Annotated in this window: 15 protein-coding genes; 5 read left to right on the top strand and 10 right to left on the bottom strand. The window is 72.2% G+C overall.

Annotated elements, in window-relative coordinates; translation table 11 throughout:
• Positions 1-48 precede the first annotated feature (48 nt).
• Genes PJ985_RS19695 through PJ985_RS19675 form a run of 5 tightly spaced genes read right to left on the bottom strand, consistent with a single transcriptional unit; the run spans position 49 to position 5,311 of the window.
• Positions 49-894, bottom strand: a complete 846-nt coding sequence (locus tag PJ985_RS19695) for a glycosyltransferase family 2 protein (RefSeq protein WP_271685253.1) — start codon at positions 892-894, stop codon at positions 49-51.
• A 47-nt stretch (positions 895-941) separates the two neighbouring features.
• On the bottom strand, positions 942-1,727 hold the full coding sequence (locus PJ985_RS19690) for a CDP-alcohol phosphatidyltransferase family protein (protein ID WP_271685178.1): 786 nt from the start codon (positions 1,725-1,727) through the stop codon (positions 942-944).
• Complete coding sequence (locus tag PJ985_RS19685; protein WP_271685177.1) at positions 1,705-2,766, bottom strand: iron-containing alcohol dehydrogenase family protein; 1,062 nt, start codon at positions 2,764-2,766, stop codon at positions 1,705-1,707. The genes PJ985_RS19690 and PJ985_RS19685 overlap by 23 nt, the downstream gene beginning before the upstream one ends.
• On the bottom strand, positions 2,754-3,506 hold the full coding sequence (locus PJ985_RS19680; protein ID WP_271685176.1) for a phosphocholine cytidylyltransferase family protein: 753 nt from the start codon (positions 3,504-3,506) through the stop codon (positions 2,754-2,756). Before PJ985_RS19680 ends, PJ985_RS19685 begins: the two co-directional genes overlap by 13 nt.
• The gene (locus PJ985_RS19675; protein WP_271685252.1) at positions 3,503-5,311 is read right to left on the bottom strand and encodes a DUF5941 domain-containing protein; all 1,809 of its coding nucleotides are present in this window, start codon (positions 5,309-5,311) and stop codon (positions 3,503-3,505) included. The genes PJ985_RS19680 and PJ985_RS19675 overlap by 4 nt, the downstream gene beginning before the upstream one ends.
• 189 nt (positions 5,312-5,500) lie before the next feature.
• Here PJ985_RS19675 and galE point away from each other — a divergent pair, with 189 nt between their 5' ends.
• The 3 genes from galE to idi all read left to right on the top strand — a co-directional run bounded on the left by galE (position 5,501) and on the right by idi (position 8,188).
• The gene (galE, locus tag PJ985_RS19670) at positions 5,501-6,478 is read left to right on the top strand and encodes a UDP-glucose 4-epimerase GalE (RefSeq protein ID WP_271685175.1); all 978 of its coding nucleotides are present in this window, start codon (positions 5,501-5,503) and stop codon (positions 6,476-6,478) included.
• A gap of 115 nt (positions 6,479-6,593) precedes the next feature.
• Positions 6,594-7,529, top strand: a complete 936-nt coding sequence (locus PJ985_RS19665; RefSeq protein WP_271685174.1) for a cation diffusion facilitator family transporter — start codon at positions 6,594-6,596, stop codon at positions 7,527-7,529.
• 89 nt (positions 7,530-7,618) lie between these two features.
• Positions 7,619-8,188 carry an isopentenyl-diphosphate Delta-isomerase gene (gene idi, locus PJ985_RS19660; protein ID WP_271685173.1) on the top strand — a complete coding sequence of 190 codons (570 nt, stop codon included), beginning with the start codon at positions 7,619-7,621 and terminating at the stop codon, positions 8,186-8,188.
• A 26-nt stretch (positions 8,189-8,214) separates the two neighbouring features.
• Here idi and PJ985_RS19655 read toward each other — a convergent pair whose 3' ends face one another.
• Complete coding sequence (locus PJ985_RS19655) at positions 8,215-8,676, bottom strand: ATP-binding protein (RefSeq protein WP_271685251.1); 462 nt, start codon at positions 8,674-8,676, stop codon at positions 8,215-8,217.
• A gap of 300 nt (positions 8,677-8,976) precedes the next feature.
• Positions 8,977-9,621: an HdeD family acid-resistance protein gene (locus PJ985_RS19650; protein WP_443033534.1), complete on the bottom strand. Its 645-nt coding sequence runs from the start codon at positions 9,619-9,621 to the stop codon at positions 8,977-8,979.
• Between the two features lie 83 nt (positions 9,622-9,704).
• Here PJ985_RS19650 and PJ985_RS19645 point away from each other — a divergent pair, with 83 nt between their 5' ends.
• Entirely contained in the window at positions 9,705-10,481 is a 777-nt protein-coding gene (locus PJ985_RS19645) for an enoyl-CoA hydratase/isomerase family protein (protein ID WP_271685172.1), read from the top strand.
• A gap of 41 nt (positions 10,482-10,522) precedes the next feature.
• On the top strand, positions 10,523-11,386 hold the full coding sequence (locus tag PJ985_RS19640) for an SCO6745 family protein (RefSeq protein WP_271685171.1): 864 nt from the start codon (positions 10,523-10,525) through the stop codon (positions 11,384-11,386).
• 36 nt (positions 11,387-11,422) lie between these two features.
• Here PJ985_RS19640 and PJ985_RS19635 read toward each other — a convergent pair whose 3' ends face one another.
• The 3 genes from PJ985_RS19635 to PJ985_RS19625 all read right to left on the bottom strand — a co-directional run bounded on the left by PJ985_RS19635 (position 11,423) and on the right by PJ985_RS19625 (position 16,044).
• Complete coding sequence (locus tag PJ985_RS19635; protein ID WP_271685170.1) at positions 11,423-12,337, bottom strand: FAD-dependent oxidoreductase; 915 nt, start codon at positions 12,335-12,337, stop codon at positions 11,423-11,425.
• Between the two features lie 84 nt (positions 12,338-12,421).
• Positions 12,422-13,393, bottom strand: coding sequence for an acyl-ACP desaturase (locus PJ985_RS19630; protein WP_271685169.1), 972 nt, complete (start codon positions 13,391-13,393; stop codon positions 12,422-12,424).
• 239 nt (positions 13,394-13,632) lie between these two features.
• Entirely contained in the window at positions 13,633-16,044 is a 2,412-nt protein-coding gene (locus PJ985_RS19625) for a Tex family protein (protein WP_271685168.1), read from the bottom strand.
• Positions 16,045-16,047 lie beyond the last annotated feature (3 nt).

Genomic DNA, 16,047 nt, shown 5'->3' with positions numbered 1-16,047 from the left:
GTGCCCGGCTCGCTGTTCGACCCATGGATGGTCTCAGATCCGAGCTTGTCAGATGACGGGTGGGCGGCCCAGCCGGGTGAGCCGCCACACCGTGCGCCACCGCATGGGGCGGCGGGGGCCGCACGGGGTCCGCCAGCCTTCCGTGAAGCCGCCCAGCCACGCCTTCCAGGCTTGCCAGGAGGGCCTCCGCAGCAGCGTAAGGAGCAGCCAGACCGAGAGGTAGACGGGGATGAGCGGCAGAGGCAGGTTCCGGCGGGCCAGCCACACCCGGTTCCGGGCGACCATCCGGTGGTAGACGGCGTGCCGGGACGGCGCGGTGGTCGGGTGGTGCAGCACCAGGTCGGAGCGGTAGTCGATCTGCCAGCCGGCGTCGAGTGCCCGCCAGGCCAGGTCGGTCTCCTCGTGGGCGTAGAAGAAGCTGTCCGGCAGGCCACCGACCTCCTGGAAGACCCGGGTGCGCACGGCGTTGGCGCCGCCCAGGAAGGTGGTGACCCGGGAGGAGCGCAGCGGGTCGGAGGCCCGCAGCCGCGGCACGTGACGGCGCTGGGTGGCGCCGGACTCGGGGTCGGCGATCCGGAAGCTGACGATGCCGAGTTCGGGGTCGGCGGCGAAGGCCTCCCGGACCGTCTGCGCGGTGCCGCTGTCCGGCAGCCGGCCGTCGTCGTCCAGGAACAGCAGCACGTCCACCTCGCTGCCGCCCGCCCCGAAGGCTTCGATGCCGACGTTGCGGCCGCCGGGGATGCCCAGGTTCTCCGGCAGCTCCACACCCCGCACACCGGAGGGGAGGTCCGGCAGCGGCGCACCGTTGCCGACCACCACGACATCGACGGGCTCTCCCTCCTGCCCGGCCACCGAGTCGAGGAGGGCCCGCAGTTCCGCGGGGCGGTTGCCCATGGTGATGACGACCGCGCCGACCTTGAGCTGTTCCGTGCCCACCGCGGTCACCGGAGCCTGCTCGAGGCAAGGATCGACACCAGGTGCAGTACGGTCTGCACCACCGCGATCGCCGCGAGGACCGCCACCCCGAGCCGGGTGAAGAAAAGATCTCCCCTGGTGAGGTCCAGCACCGCGACGAGCAGGATGAGCAGGGACGCCTCGACGCCGCCGACCAGCCGGTGGAACTTGAGGGCGGCGGCGGCCCGGCGGGCCAGCGCCAGGCCGGAGGAACGGGGGGTGACCGCGTCCTCCCGGGCCGCCGGCATCCCTCCACGGGACCGGGCCACGTCGACCAGGTCCGTCTCGGCCTTGATCAGGATTGCGCCGAGGGCGGCCAGGGTGCCGAGGAAGGCCCACATCCAGTTCGCGGAGGTCCCCTCCTGGGCGAAGACGTCGGCGGCCCGCAGACCGAAACCGGTCAGCAGCGCGGCCTCGGCCAGGTAGTGCCCGACCCGGTCCAGGTACACCCCGGTGATGGAGGTCTGTCCCCGCCAGCGGGCCACCTCCCCGTCCACGCAGTCCAGCAGCAGGTAGAGCTGGATCAGCAGGGCCGCGAGCAGGGCGCCGGTGAGGCCGGGGACCAGCAGGGCGGCACCCGCCAGCACGCCCGCCAGCACCATCAGGTAGGTGAGCTGGTTGGGACTGATCCGGGTACCGACCAGGTGTCTGGTCCAGCGCAGCGAGATCTCCCGCATGTACAGCCGGCCGGCCCAGTGTTCGCCGCTGCGCCGGTCCTTGACCCCGTCGGGATGGACGACGGGGCGCAGTTCAGCTACCGATGGTTTTGACATAGTCCGCGTACGTGTCCCTGATCTCGTCGGTGGTCAGGTCGAGGTGCTCAAGAATGGTGTAGCGGCCGGGGCGGGTCCGGGGTGCGAACTCCACGGCCTGGACGAACTCGTCGTCGCTGAAGCCGATTTCTCCCGGCAGTACGGGCAGCCGGTGCCGCCGCAGGGTCTCCACGATCAACCGGGTCTCGGCCCGGGCGCCCCGCAGGTGCATGGCGAACGCCGCACCGAGACCGCACTGCTCTCCGTGGGGGGCGCGGCGCTGCGGGTGCAGGAGATCGAGGGCGTGATTGATCTCGTGGCACGCGCCGGAGGCCGGCCGGCTGTCACCGGCCACGGACATGGCGATACCGGTGAGCACCAGGCCCTCCGCCAGCGCGGTGAGGAAGGCGTCGTCGTCACAGCTGCCGGGGTGCCGCAGCACGGCCTCGCCGGCCTGCCGGGCGATCGCGGCGGCCAGCCCGTCGATGGACTGGCCCCGCTCCCGGTGGGCGAGCTCCCAGTCGGCGACGGCGGAGATGTTGGAGATCGCATCACCGATACCGGAGCGGACGAAGCGGGCCGGGGCCTGCCGGATCACGTCGAGGTCGATGACGACCGCGATGGGGCTGGGCACCCCGTAGGAGCCGCGCCCCGCGTCGTTGTCGAGGGTGGCGACAGGCGAGCAGAGACCGTCGTGCGCCAGGTTGGTGGCGACGGCCACCAGCGGCAGGCCGATCCGGGACGCGGCGAGCTTGGCACAGTCGATGATTTTCCCGCCGCCCAGCCCGACCACCGCGTCGTAGTGGCCGGACTTCATGGCCCCGGCCAGCTCGATGGCGTCGTCCAGCGTCCCGCCGCCGACCTCGTACCAGTCGGCTCCGTCCAGGGCGGGCGCCAGTCGCTCCCGCAGCAGACGCCCCGAGCCGGCGCTGATGGCGAAGGCGAGCTTCCCGGTGGGAGCGATCCGCCGGTCCGCCAGCAGGCCGGCCAGATCGTCCAGCGCCCCGGGCCTGATGTCGACCGACAGGGGGGAGGGGATCAGCCGGGTCAGTAGCGGCACGCGATCCCCCGGGCCCTGGCGAGGTCCTCGTGGTTGTCGATCTCGACCCAGGGCACGTCACCGATCGGGGCGACGTCGATGCGCGCGCCGCGGTTCACGAGCTCCTGGTAACCGTCCTCGTAGTAGAGGTCCGGGTCGCGCTCGAAGGTGGTGCGCAGCGCGTCGGCAAGGGGCGCCGCCGCCTCCGGCTCGATCAGGGTGACGCCGATGTACTCGCCGGTCGCCTGCTCGGGATCAATGAGCTTGGTGATCGTCCGGACCCCCTTGTCCGGGTCCGCCACGACCTTCATCTCCTCGTCGGCCAGCTGTTTGACCGTGTCGACGGCCAGGATGATCTGCCGGCCTTCGCCGCGGGCGGCGAGGAGGGAGCGCTCCACGGACACCGGGTGCACGGTGTCACCGTTGGCCAGGATCACGCCCCTGGCGAGCACGTCGCGCGCACACCACAGCGAGTAGGCGTTGTTCCACTCCTCGGCCTTGTCGTTGTCGATCAGGGTGAGCGTGACTCCGTACTTCCGCTCCAGCTCGGCCTGACGTGCGTAGACGGCCTCCTTGCGGTAGCCCACGACGACAGCCGCCTCGGTCAGCCCCACCTCGGCGAAGTTCGCCAGTGTCAGGTCGAGCACGGTCGGCTCATCGCTGCCGCCTTCCGGTCCCACCGGCACCAGCGCCTTGGGCAGGGTGTCGGTGTAGGGACGCAGGCGCCGTCCGGCGCCGGCGGCCAGTACCAGGCCGATCATGCGGGTTCTCCTGTTTCGTCGTGTACGGCGGGTGCCTGCGAGGAGACCCAGAACCGGATGCTCTCCGCCAGCACCAGGAGCGCCACGGTCCCGGCGAGGACCGCCAGCGCCAGTGTGAAGCCCTCCCCGGACGCCCAGAGGGCGGCAGCGGTGACGACCACCAGGGTGCGACCCTCGTGCCCGCCGGTCACCCGGACCAGCCAGCGAGGAGGAGCCCCGGCGCCGCCGCGGAGGCGGTACACGGTGTCGTAGTGATGGTATGCGCAGGCGGCCACCAGACCGAACGCCGCCGGCAATGCACCGTTCACCCCGCTGTGGGCCGCGAGCAGCAGAATCGCGGTGTACTCCGCAGCCCGGAACAGCGGCGGGAGCAGCCAGTCCAGCGGGCCGGTGAGCACAGCGGCGGAAGCCCGGCCGGCGCACAGCGCGTAGAGGGCGCCGACGGCCACCGCGTACCAGCTGCCGGCGCCGCCGGGCAGCAGCAGGTATCCGGTCAGCAGCACCGCTCCGGCCAGGGCCCACACGGGAGCGGACCAGCCGCCTCCCGGACGGGGCCGCACCGCGGCGATCAGGTCCGCGAGCGGGCCGTTGTCCGTGAGGTCCGCCAGCGCCCGGGCGGACCGGTCGCTCCGGCCGGCCGCTGCCCGGGAGCGCAGAACCCGGCCGGCGGTGGTGTAGCAGGCAGCGAACGCGCCGGCGGCGAGCAGGACGACAAGGGTGATCCGCGGCGTGGTGAGCGCCGTGAGCACGGCGATCAGGGCCCAGCGCTCACCGATCGGAAGCACGATCATGCGCCGCAGCCACACGGTCCAGCCGACGCGGTCCAGCCGCCCGGACAGGGCCGCCGCGCGACTGCTGCTCCCACCGCCGGAGTCCTCGGACGCCTCGGTCCAGGCGAAGTCCACCAGGTGTCTGCAGGTCTGCAGCACCATCGCGCCGAGCGCGAGCACCCACACGTCGTCACCGCCGCGGGCCGCGCCGAGCGCCAGACCCGCGAAGTAGGCGTATTCCTTGGCCCGGTCGAAGGTGGCGTCCAGCCAGGCGCCGAGCGTCGAGTACTGCAGCGAGTACCGGGCCAGCTGGCCGTCGGTGCAGTCGAGCACGAAGGAGAGCATGAGCAGAAGTCCGGCCGCCACGAAGCCGCCCCGGGTCCCGGTCGCCGCGGCGGCCGCCGCGATCAGCGCGGTGACCAGAGAAGCGGTCGTGACCTGATTGGGAGTCAGACCACGGCGGGCGCACCAGCGTGCGAGGTATCGCGAGTAAGGGCTGACGCAGTGGGTCGTGAAGAAGCCGTCACGGGACTTCACGGCGCTGCGCAGCCGGACGGCCTCCTCGTCCACCGCCTTGACCGCGGCGAGGGCGGCGGACCGCGCGTCGGCGGTGCCGGGCACCGCGCCGACCAGGGTGCCGAGCTCCGGCCGGTGCACGGGCACGCCCTCGGCGGCGAGCCGGTCGGCGAGCCGGTCCGGCAGTACGTCCCGGTGCGCCTCCGGTGCGCCCGCTCCGACGGGCGCGGCAACGAGCGCGCCGGCCAGCGCGGCGCGGGCCTGCGGCTGGACGGTGAGGGCACCGGGCACGGCCCCGGCCGGAAACCGCGGGTCGGTGAGCCCGAGCCGCAGACTGTGCCGGTGCCCGGTGAAGCGCGGGTCGACGACAGCCACCCGTTCACCGGCCGGCACCTCCGTCAGGGCGGCGCTCACCTCCTCGGGACCGGCGGCCGTCCGGACGGTGAATCCGAGGGCGCGCAGGTCTTCCTCCAGGGAGGACCCGGCTACCGGCTGACCGGTGAGGATGGCGGTGGACAGCTGAACTCACTCCTTGGGCTCTGCGGCGCGCCCCACGGACGGCAGCATGACGGCAGAGGTTATCCGATCGGCGCGGCGACGCTCAGAGGGCGGTCACCGGCCCGGTGTTGAACCGGCGCGCTCCAGCATCGTCGAAGCCGGCCGGGGCCCACAAGCCGCGGCCCCGGGACGCCCCGCTAGGCTTCGCCCATGACGTGGCTGATCACCGGCGGTGCGGGATACATCGGGGCGCACGTGGTGCGGGCCATGACGGCCGCGGGCGAGCGCGCGGTGGTGCTGGACGACTTCTCCACCGGAGTGGCCTCCCGGCTGGCCCCGGAGATCCCCACGGTGCGCGGCTCCGTCGCGGACCGGGCCCTGCTGGACCGGACGCTGGCCGAGCACCACATCACCGGAGTGGTGCACCTGGCGGCGCGCAAGCAGGTCGGGGAGTCCGTCGAGCGTCCCCTGGAGTACTACCGGGACAACGTGCACGGACTGACCGTGCTGCTGGAGGCAGTCGCCGCGGCGGGTGTCCGCCGCTTCGTGTTCTCCTCCTCGGCAGCGGTGTACGGCACCCCGGACACCGACCGGGTGACCGAGGAGACCCCGTGCCTGCCGGTGAACCCCTACGGCGAGACCAAGCTCGCCGGTGAGTGGATGGTGCGCGCCGCCGGCCGGGCGCACGGTATCGCCACCACCTGTCTGCGGTACTTCAACGTCGCCGGCGCCGCCCGCCCGGATCTGGCCGACACCGGCGTGTTCAACATCATCCCGATGTTCTTCGAGCGGATCACCGACGGGGTGCCCCCGCTGGTGTTCGGAGACGACTACCCGACACCGGACGGCACCTGTGTGCGGGACTACGTGCACGTGGAGGACCTGGCCGAGGCCCACGTGGCCGCGGCCCGGCAGCTCGGTCCGGTGCGGGACCTCACCCTGAACATCGGCACCGGCCGCGGGGTGTCGGTGCGGGAGATGGCCCTTCTGGTCCACGAGGTCACCGGCGGCCGGGTTCCCGTCCAGGAGGTCACCGGACGCCGCGCGGGGGATCCCGCCTCGGTGGTCGCTTCGTCCCGGCTCGCCGGAGAGGCTCTGGGCTTCACCGCCCGGAAGGACATCCGGGACATGGTCGCCTCGGCCTGGGAAGGCTGGTGCCTGTACCGGCCCGGAGCCCACGGGAACTGAGAAGACCAGGTCACAGCACATGACAACGGTCTTCAGTGCCGCGTTGCCCCATACCCCTGCCCCGTAGTTCACTGGCCGTGGTGACAGTCCGGCGACAGACAGTGGAGGCCACGGCATGGGAGCGGGACACCAGCACGGAGGGCCTGCTCCGCGGACCCCGGGGACCGCTGCGGCGGCCTACCGGGGGCGGCTGCGCATCACCCTGGGGATCGCCTTCGTGCTGCTGGCCGTGGAGGTCACGGGCGCGTGGCTGACCGGCTCGCTGGCCCTGCTCGCGGACGCCGGGCACGTCGCGACGGACGTGATCGGCATCAGCATGGCGCTGCTCGCGATCCGGCTGGCCAACCGTCCCACCCACGAGCGCCGCACCTTCGGGATGGCGCGGGTGGAGATTCTGGCCGCCCTGCTGAACTGCGTGCTGCTGTTCGGCGTCGGCGGGTACATCCTCTTCGAGGCCATCGACCGGCTGCGCAATCCGGCCGAGGTCCCCGGCGGGCTGACCATTGTGTTCGGTCTCGTCGGCATCGTGCTCAACGGCATTTCGCTCTCGCTGCTGATGCGGGGGCAGAAGGAGAGCCTCAACGTGCGCGGGGCCTTCCTCGAGGTGCTGGCCGACGCGCTCGGCTCCTTCGCCGTCGTGCTGGCCGCCCTGGTGATTCTCACCACCGGCTGGCAGCAGGCGGACCCGGTCGCCTCGCTGCTGATCGCGGCGATGATCGTGCCGCGGACGGCGAAGCTGGCCAAGGAGGCCATCGACGTGCTGCTGGAGTCGGCGCCCAAGAACGTCGACCTCGCGGAGGTCCGCCGGCACATTCTCGCCCGCCCGGGAGTCGAGGACCTGCACGACCTGCACGTGTGGACGATCACATCCGGCATGCCCGTGCTGTCGGTTCACGTGGTGGTGAGCCGGGACGTTCTGGACGCCGTGGGCAACGAGGAAATACTGCACGGCCTGCGGGAGTGCCTGGGCGACCACTTCGATGTCGAGCACTGCACGTTCCAGCTGGAACCGCACGGGCACGCGGAACACGAGCCGGGGCTGTGCCACTGATTGCGGCACACTGGTCGGAAACCGGATCACCGGCGAAGCTGCCGACGGCATGGCCGCGGGAGCTGAAGCCAAGCCCGAGAAAGGCACCCATGCCCCCAAGGACAGCCGCCACCGCGGAGCCGATCATGCTCGAGCTGGTGGACGAGGCCGGGAGAACGATCGGCACCGCGGAGAAGGTCTCGGCCCACGAGCCGCCCGGCCGCCTGCACCGTGCCTTCTCGGTGTTCCTCTTCGACGAGGCGGGCCGGATGCTGCTGCAGCGCCGCGCCCTGGGCAAGTACCACTCCCCCGGCGTCTGGTCCAACACCTGCTGCGGCCATCCGTACCCCGGGGAGCTCCCGTTCCTGGCGGCCACCCGGCGGACGGCCGAGGAGCTCGGCGCCGCGCCCGTGCTGCTCCAGGAGGCGGGCACGGTGCGCTACTGCCACCCGGACCCGGCCTCGGGCCTGATCGAACAGGAGTACAACCATCTCTTCACCGGGTTGATCGGCCCGGATCTGCGGCCGGACCCGGCCGAAGTCATGGAAACCGCCTTCGTCTCACCGGAGGAGCTGGACCGCCGGCATGCGGACGGGGTCTTCTCGGCGTGGTTCATGACCGTCCTCGATGCCGCGCGGCCCGTGGTCCGGGAAGTGACGGGTGGCACGGCCGGCTGGTGACCGGAGCCGGCCGGTCCGGCGGGCCGTCAGCTCTGCGGCCCCTCCATCGGCAGGGCGGCCCAGATCACTTTGCCCCCGGCGGCGGTGGGCTCCACACCACAGGAGCCACCGGCCTCGGTGGTGAACGCCTTCACCAGGAGCAGTCCCCGGCCGCTGGTGTGCTCCCGGTCCGGCGCCGCATCCAGCGCTTTCGGCCGGTACGGGTGGCCGTCCTCGACCGCGACACGGACCCAGCCGCCGGGGTGGAAGGCGACCTCCACCCCGATCTCGGCGGTGAGCAGCGCGGCGTGCCGGACACCGTTGGTGACCAGTTCGGAGAGAATCAGCAGAAGTCCGTGCATCAGGTCGTCGGAGACCGGGGCCTCCTGACGCCGGATGAGATCCCGCACCGCGTGTCGGATGTGCGGTACCGAGGAGTCCACCGGCGGCACGGTGAAGCGCCATGCGGCGGCGCAGTGCCCCCACCCGTCGACGGTCTGTTGCTGCAGGGAACCCGATCGGCTGTCCACGGTGTGCGAACCCGCCCCTCTCACGCGTTGCGGCCGCCAGGTTCACGGCCCCTTGCACGTGCAGCACGGTGCCGCACTCTGCGGACCAGTGTGGGCATGTGCCACAGCCTTATGCGGCTCTGCGCACAAGGGATCGCCACAAGGTGACTTCCGACCGGCTCCTTCTCTCTCTGAGCGGAGAATGAGCAATGCGCTTCGCACGCCGGCCCGGGGAGAGGTGCTGTCCTGCTCACCCGGCCAGCCGTTTCCTCCGCTCACGCGTCCCGGGCTCCGCAGGGGTCAGGACCGCGGCTCGTCGTCCGCCGGCCGCTGCTCGCCGGCCATGCCGAGGAGTTGCCGACCTCCGATGCCGGTGGCGATGAGTCCCAGGCCGTCGAACAGGAGCGCCAGGGAGAAGAACGTGCCCAGCACGTACAGCGTGCTGCCCGGCCACTGCGCCAGCACCAGGACGGCCAGCAGCACCCCGAACGCACCCTGTGTCAGCGTCAGGAACATTTCCGGACCGCGCACGACCAGCGCGCCGACCAGACGGAACACCCCGGCGGAAAGGAACAGCAGACCGGCGAACAGGGTCAGTCCGGCGGCCGTGGTGTCCGGGTGACCGATCAGGATGACCCCGGCCGCAAGGTTCAGGGCAGCAACGATGAGGCTGAGCCAGACGTGACTCGCCCCCCGTGACTGTGCTGCGTGCAGCAGCCCCACGCAGCCGCCGATCAGCAGCAGCCAGCCGAAGACCGCCACCGTGGTGACGGTGGCGACCGCCACGTAGGCCAGCCCGAACAGGCCGGCCGCCGCCAGCACCGCGCCCAGCGCGGTCAGCAGCCCCATGCTGCGGCGCAGCTTCTTCTCCGGGCTCCCGGACTCCCCGGAGGACGGCGGTTCCTCCCGGCCTCCCCGGCCTGACACTTCGTCCTTGCGGCGCATCGCCTCTCCTCCGCACAGGGGCCGGGGCCCCGGGACACCCGCCACACAGGCTGCGCCGGGGGACACCGATAGCATCGGCGTTCATGGAACCCGGTCTGGTGTGCGGGGCGGTGGAGGACGGGGTCGCGACCGTCACCATCAGCCATCCCTCGAAGCGTAACGCGATGACCCCCGACATGTGGCGGAGGCTGCCCGGCCTGCTGAGCGGCTTCGCCGCCGATCCGGCGGTCAGGATGCTGGTCCTCACCGGGGCCGGGGACACCTTCTGCGCCGGGGCGGACATCGACAGCCTCCGCCGGGACGCCGCTCCGCGGGAGCTCGCCGCCGCCGCGGAGGAGGCGCTGGCCGCCTTCCCCAAGCCCACGCTGGCCGTGATCCGCGGACACTGCGTGGGCGGCGGCTGTCAGCTCGCCGCTGCCTGCGACCTGCGCTTCGCCGCCGAGGGCGCCGTCTTCGGAGTTACGCCGGCCCGTCTCGGTCTCGTCTACCCGCCCTCCTCCACCCAGCGGCTGGTAAGGCTTGTGGGCCCGTCCTCGGCCAAGTACCTGCTGCTGTCCGCAGAGCTCATCGGCACCGAGCGGGCGCTGCGCACCGGTTTGGTGGACGAGGTCTGGCCGGCCGACGCTCTCCAGGAGCGGGTGACGAAGTTCACCGAGGTGCTGGCAAGCCGCTCGCAGCTGACCCAGAGCGCGGCGAAGGAGTACGCGGACCGCCCGGCGAGCCCGGACCGGATCGCGTACTGGACCGGCCAGGCACTCGCCGACGGTGAGGCGGCCGAGGGGGTCGCCGCCTTCCTGGAGCGCCGGACCCCGCGTTTCAGCTGGTCCGTCGACCCCGGTCCGTCCGGCAGCAGACCCTGAGGCGGCTGCCGTCCGCGATTACCCGCAGGTAGCGTACGGGGATGATGTCTCTTCCCGCCCGCGCCGGACGGCACTGCTACGGCGCACTCAATCCTCTGCACTCGGCGCTGTACTTCGCCCCGGACCTCGCGAAGGAGCTCCGGCCGCACGGCGTCGACCACCCCAGCGCGGTGTACTTCGCCGGACGGGCCGCACCCCTGGGAGCGGTCGGTGCGGCCACCGTCAGCGCCACTTTCTACAACTTCAGGCCCGAGCTGGTCGCCCGTCATGTGCCCCGGGTCTGGGAGCTCGTCACCCCCGCGGCGGCGCTCGAGGCCCGGCTGCGGGCAACCGACAGCATGCTGCACCGTCTGCTGGGCCAGGACGCCCTGACCTCCCCGGAGATGACCGAGGCGGCGGATCTCGCCCTGCGTGCCGCAGAGGGCTGTGCCTGGTACGGCCGGCCGCTGTACGCAGCGCACGCCGCCCTCCCGGTCCCCCGGGAACCGCACCTGCGGCTGTGGCACGCCGCCACCCTGCTGCGCGAGCACCGCGGCGACGGACACCTCGCCGTGCTGCTGCGGGAGCGTCTGGACCCCCTCGAAGCCCTGGTGAGCCACACCGCCAGCGGTCACGGCATGACACCGTCCTGGGTGCTGACGACCCGCGGCTGGACGCAGCAGGACTGGGCCGGGGCCCAGGACCGGCTGCGGCGACGCGGCCTGCTGGCCGCGGACGGCGAACTGACCGAGGACGGCATGGCACTGCGCAAGGAAATCGAGCACGAGACCGACCGTCTCGACCTCGCTCCGTACGAGCACCTGGGCGCCGACGGCGTCCAGCGGCTCACGGAGCTGGCCGGAGCCTTCGCGCTGCGCGCCGCGGAGGCCGGTGCTTTCCCCGCGGACCTCTTCGGGAAGGGCTGACGCCGGGCGCCGCCGCCTGGGTTCCGGAAGCCGGGCTCAGAGTTCCGCGGCCCGCAGGCCGTCCACGGCACATCCCCAGGAGACGGTGACCCCGGCGCCGCCGTGGCCGTAGTTGTGCACGCACCGGGTGCCGTCGGGGAGCAGTTCCGCGGCGAGACGGACGCTCGGCCGGAACGGCCGCAGACCCACCCGGTGGGCAAGGACCCGGGCTCCGGCGAGCGCCGGGTGGACGCGCGCACACCGCCGTACGACGGCCTCGGCGACGGCGGGGTCCGGCGTCAGCGAGTCGACGCCGTCCTCGGCCGTTCCGCCGAGGACGGCCCCGTAGGGCTGCGGGAGGACATAAGTGGTGTCGGAAGCACCGGCCCCGGCAGCGACGTACCACTCCTCGACGCCCGGGTTCTCCGTGACCACCAGTTGGCCGCGGACCGGGCGCACGGCCGGGTCGTGCACCAGTTCACGGGAGCCCAGGCCGGTGCAGTTGACCACGACGGGGACTCCCGCCGCCTCCGTGAGCGCGGACAGGCCGCGCTGCTCGAAGGATCCGCCGGCCGCCGAGAGCCTCCGCAGCAGGTGGTGCAGATACACCGGCATGTCGATGAGCGGGACGCGGGCCCGGATCGTGTCGGGACCTGCCGGGCGGGCGTCCACCGCCGTCGCCCACGCGGCGGGCACCCCACCGGGCCGCATCGTCCCGGCGACCATGCGGACACCGGTCTCCTCACGGTTCTCGGCGAGAGCCCGGAAGGTCCGCAGGGATCGCAGGGCCCAGCCGAGGGCCCGGTCCGCCGGTGCGATGCGGTAGGGCCAGCACAGGCCGCCGGCCAGCGCGGAGGTGGTGTCCCCGGGGAGATCCCGGCTCCACACCCGGACGCGCGCGCCGGCTTCGGCGAGGACCACGGCGGTGGTCAGCCCGATGACACCGCCGCCGATCACGATCACGTCAGTCATGCCGGTGACGGTAGCCGAGCCGGCCACCGGGGCCGGACAGAGACCTGAGCGGCCCCGGTGGCCCGGCCCCCGGCAGCGGCCGGGTCAGCTCAGGCCGCGCGCCGCGCGCCGCGCCTGGCGGGCGGCGAGCCGCTCGTCGAACTTGGTGGCCTCCGCGTCCAGCCCGGACATGAACGCCCCCAGCTCCTCCTGCGCCTTCAGCCCGTCCGCGCCGAGGCCGCTCACCTCCAGGACCTTCAGGTACCGGAGCACCGGCTGGATCACGTCGTCGTGGTGGATGCGCAGGTTGTAGATCTGGCCGATGGCCATCCGGGCGGCCGCCCGCTCGAAGCCCGGCATCCCGTGGCCGGGCATCCGGAAGTTGACCACGACGTCCCGTACCGCCTGCATCGTCAGGTCCGGAGCGAGCTCGAACGAGGCGCGCAGCAGGTTCCGGTAGAAGATCATGTGCAGGTTCTCGTCGGTCGCGATGCGGGCCAGCATCCGGTCGCACACCGGGTCCCCCGACTGATGACCGGTGTTGCGGTGCGAGATGCGGGTGGCCAGCTCCTGGAAGGCGACATAGGCGACCGAGTGGAGCATCGAGTAACCGTAGTCGGCTTCGAAGCCCTCGGACATGTGGACCATCCGGAACCTCTCCAGCTCGACCGGGTCGACGGCCCGGGAGGTGAGGAGGTAGTCCCGCATCACGATGCCGTGGCGCCCCTCTTCCGCGGTCCAGCGGTGCACCCAGGTGCCCCACGCTCCGTCGCGGCCGAAGAGGCTGGCGATCTCGTGGTGGTAGCTGGGGAGGTTGTCCTCCGTCAGCAGGTTGACCACGAGCGCGATCTTGCCGATGTCGGTGACCTTGGACTGGTCCGGGGACCACGGCTCGCCGCCGAGCGGGCCGTCGAAGTTCCGGCCGTCGCTCCACGGCACGTACTCGTGCGGCATCCATTCCTTGGCGACGTGCAGGTGGCGGTTGAGTTCCTTCTCCACGACCTCTTCCAGAGCGTGTAGCAGCCGTGCGTCGGTCCACTCAGCCGACTGGGCAAGATGCGGGGCGGGGAGGGTCACGGTGGCTCCTGGCAGAGAATCGCTGATACCTACGAAACCGTAGGTTACGCGACCGTAGGTTGTTACTCGCAAGTCCGACAAGAAGAATCTCGCTCCGCGCACGTGATCCGACATTGCGCGACCGGCGCGGGACGTGCAAGCGCAGGGGCTCCGCGCGCACGCGTGCGCGCGGAGCCCCTGCGTCCTTCGGGTGAGGCGTGTCCGGCCGGCCGGGGGACCCCGGCCCGCCCGCGTCCGCCCTACTTCTTGCCGCCTTCCGGGCCGGTCAGGCCTGCCCGGCGCAGCGCGTCGGCCATGGCGCTGTTCCCCGGAGGTGCCGCCTCCCGGCGCCGGCCGTCGCGGCCGGCGTCCCGGCCGGCACCGGCACGCCCGCCCGTTCCACGGGCGGCCCGCCGGTCACGCTGCTTGGGCGCGCCCCCGGCGCTCTGCCTGCGCGGCTCACCGGTCCGGGCGGCGTCCGCGGGCTCGTCGTCCAGGCGGAGGGTCAGCGAGATGCGTTTGCGGGGCACGTCCACGTCCTGCACCTTCACCCGGACGACGTCTCCGGGCTTGACGACGTCCCGCGGATCCTCGACGAACTTCCGGGACATCGCGGAGACATGGACAAGGCCGTCCTGGTGCACACCGATGTCGACGAACGCGCCGAAGGCGGCCACGTTGGACACCACGCCCTCCAGGATCATGCCGGGCGACAGGTCGCCGATCTTTTCGACGCCCTCTTTGAAACGCGCTGTCCGGAAGGCCGGCCGCGGGTCCCGGCCGGGCTTCTCCAGCTCCTTGAGGATGTCGGTGACGGTGGGGAGACCGAAGGTCCCGTCCACGAAAGTCTCCGGCTTCAGCGAACGCAGCAGCGCGGTGTTCCCGACCAGGGACGCGACCTCGCTGCCGGTCTCCCGCACCATCCGCCGCACCACCGGGTACGCCTCCGGGTGCACGCTGGAGGCGTCGAGCGGGTCCTCCCCGTCGCGGATCCGCAGGAAGCCCGCGCACTGCTCGTAGGCCTTCGGGCCGAGCCTCGCGACCTTCTTCAGCGCGCTGCGGCTGCGGAACGGTCCGTGCTCGTCACGGTGGGCGACGATGTTCTCCGCGAGGGTGCTGCCGATCCCCGACACCCGGGACAGCAGCGGTGCCGAGGCGGTGTTGGCGTCCACCCCGACCCCGTTGACGCAGTCCTCGACCACGGCGTCCAGTGAACGGGAGAGCTTCACCTCCGAGAGGTCGTGCTGGTACTGACCGACGCCGATGGACTTGGGGTCGATCTTGACCAGCTCGGCCAGCGGGTCCTGGAGGCGGCGGGCGATGGACACCGCACCGCGCAGCGAGACGTCCAGGTCGGGGAGCTCCTTGGAGGCGAACGCCGAGGCCGAGTACACGGAGGCGCCTGCCTCGGACACCAGGGCCTTGGTCAGGTTGAGGTCCGGCAGCGCGGCCAGCAGCTCCTCCGCGAGCCGGTCGGTCTCCCGGGAGGCCGTGCCGTTGCCGATCGCGATCAGCTCGACCCCGTGTTCCCGGACCAGCGTTCCCAGCCTGGCCAGCGCCTGCGCCCACTGCCGTTGCGGCGCGTGGGGGTGGACGGTGTCGGTGGCGGTCACCTTACCGGTGGCGTCGACCACCGCCACCTTGACACCGGTGCGCAGCCCGGGGTCCAGGCCCATGGTGGTGCGGGTGCCGGCCGGCGCGGCGAGCAGCAGGTCGCGGAGGTTCGTGGCGAAGACGCCGACCGCGCTGTCCTCGGCGGCTGAGCGCAGCCGGGCGCGAAGGTCTGCGCCGAGGTGCACCAGGATCCGGGTCCGCCAGGCCCACCGGACGGTTTCCAGCAGCCAGGGGTCCGCCGGCCTCCCCCGGTCGGCGATGCCGAAGCGCCGGGCGACGGCCCGCTCGAAGGAGGTGGGGCCGGGCTCGCCGGTGGGCTCCTCCGGTTCCAGAGTGAGGTCGAGGACATCTTCCTTCTCGCCCCGCAGCATGGCGAGCACCCGGTGCGAGGGAAGCGCGGTCAGCTGCTCGGCGCAGTCGAAGTAGTCGGAGAACTTCGCTCCCGTCTCCTCCTTTCCTTCCCGGACCTTCGCGGCGAGCCGGCCTTTGGTCCACATTTCCTCGCGGAGCTCACCGAGCAGGTCGGCGTCCTCCCCGAAGCGCTCGGTGAGGACGGCTCGGGCGCCCTGGAGGGCGGCGTCGGTGTCCGGCACCCCCTTCTCCGGGTCGACGAAGGAGGCCGCGGCGGCCGCGGGCTCCACCGCCGGGTCGGCGAGCAGCCCGTCGGCCAGCGGCTCCAGGCCGGCTTCCCTGGCGATCTGCGCCTTGGTACGGCGCTTGGGCTTGTAGGGGAGGTAGATGTCCTCCAGGCGGGCCTTGGACTCGGCGCCGCGGATCCGGGCCTCCAGGGCGTCGTCGAGCTTTCCTTGGGAGCGTACGGATTCCAGGACCGCCTCCCGGCGCTCCTCCAGCTCCCGCAGGTAGCGCAGCCGTTCCTCGAGGGTGCGCAGCTGCGCGTCGTCGAGCATGCCGGTCGCTTCCTTGCGGTAGCGGGCGATGAACGGCACCGTGGAGCCGCTGTCGAGCAAGCCGACCGCGGCCGTCACCTGCCCCTCCCGTACGCCCAGCTCCTCGGCGATCCGTGCCTCGACGGACGGGGCAACCAGGGACTGTGTCACGAT

It is taken from the genome of Streptomyces sp. ACA25 (assembly GCF_028200735.1).
GTDB lineage: Bacteria > Actinomycetota > Actinomycetes > Streptomycetales > Streptomycetaceae > Streptomyces.
The sequence above is the reverse complement of the archived record's forward strand: the minus strand, read 5'-3'. Positions and strand labels throughout refer to the sequence as shown.

What these genes read in the sequence shown, in the direction of transcription:
- PJ985_RS19695 (WP_271685253.1), bottom strand. Translation starts at nt 894, where the DNA reads ATGGGCAACCGCCCCGCGGAACTGCGGGCCCTCCTCGACTCGGTGGCC.
- PJ985_RS19690 (WP_271685178.1), bottom strand. Translation starts at nt 1,727, where the DNA reads ATGTCAAAACCATCGGTAGCTGAACTGCGCCCCGTCGTCCATCCCGAC.
- PJ985_RS19680 (WP_271685176.1), bottom strand. Translation starts at nt 3,506, where the DNA reads ATGATCGGCCTGGTACTGGCCGCCGGCGCCGGACGGCGCCTGCGTCCC.
- galE (WP_271685175.1), top strand. Translation starts at nt 5,501, where the DNA reads ATGACGTGGCTGATCACCGGCGGTGCGGGATACATCGGGGCGCACGTG.
- PJ985_RS19665 (WP_271685174.1), top strand. Translation starts at nt 6,594, where the DNA reads ATGGGAGCGGGACACCAGCACGGAGGGCCTGCTCCGCGGACCCCGGGG.
- idi (WP_271685173.1), top strand. Translation starts at nt 7,619, where the DNA reads ATGCCCCCAAGGACAGCCGCCACCGCGGAGCCGATCATGCTCGAGCTG.
- PJ985_RS19650 (WP_443033534.1), bottom strand. Translation starts at nt 9,621, where the DNA reads ATGCGCCGCAAGGACGAAGTGTCAGGCCGGGGAGGCCGGGAGGAACCG.
- PJ985_RS19645 (WP_271685172.1), top strand. Translation starts at nt 9,705, where the DNA reads ATGGAACCCGGTCTGGTGTGCGGGGCGGTGGAGGACGGGGTCGCGACC.
- PJ985_RS19640 (WP_271685171.1), top strand. Translation starts at nt 10,523, where the DNA reads ATGATGTCTCTTCCCGCCCGCGCCGGACGGCACTGCTACGGCGCACTC.
- PJ985_RS19635 (WP_271685170.1), bottom strand. Translation starts at nt 12,337, where the DNA reads ATGACTGACGTGATCGTGATCGGCGGCGGTGTCATCGGGCTGACCACC.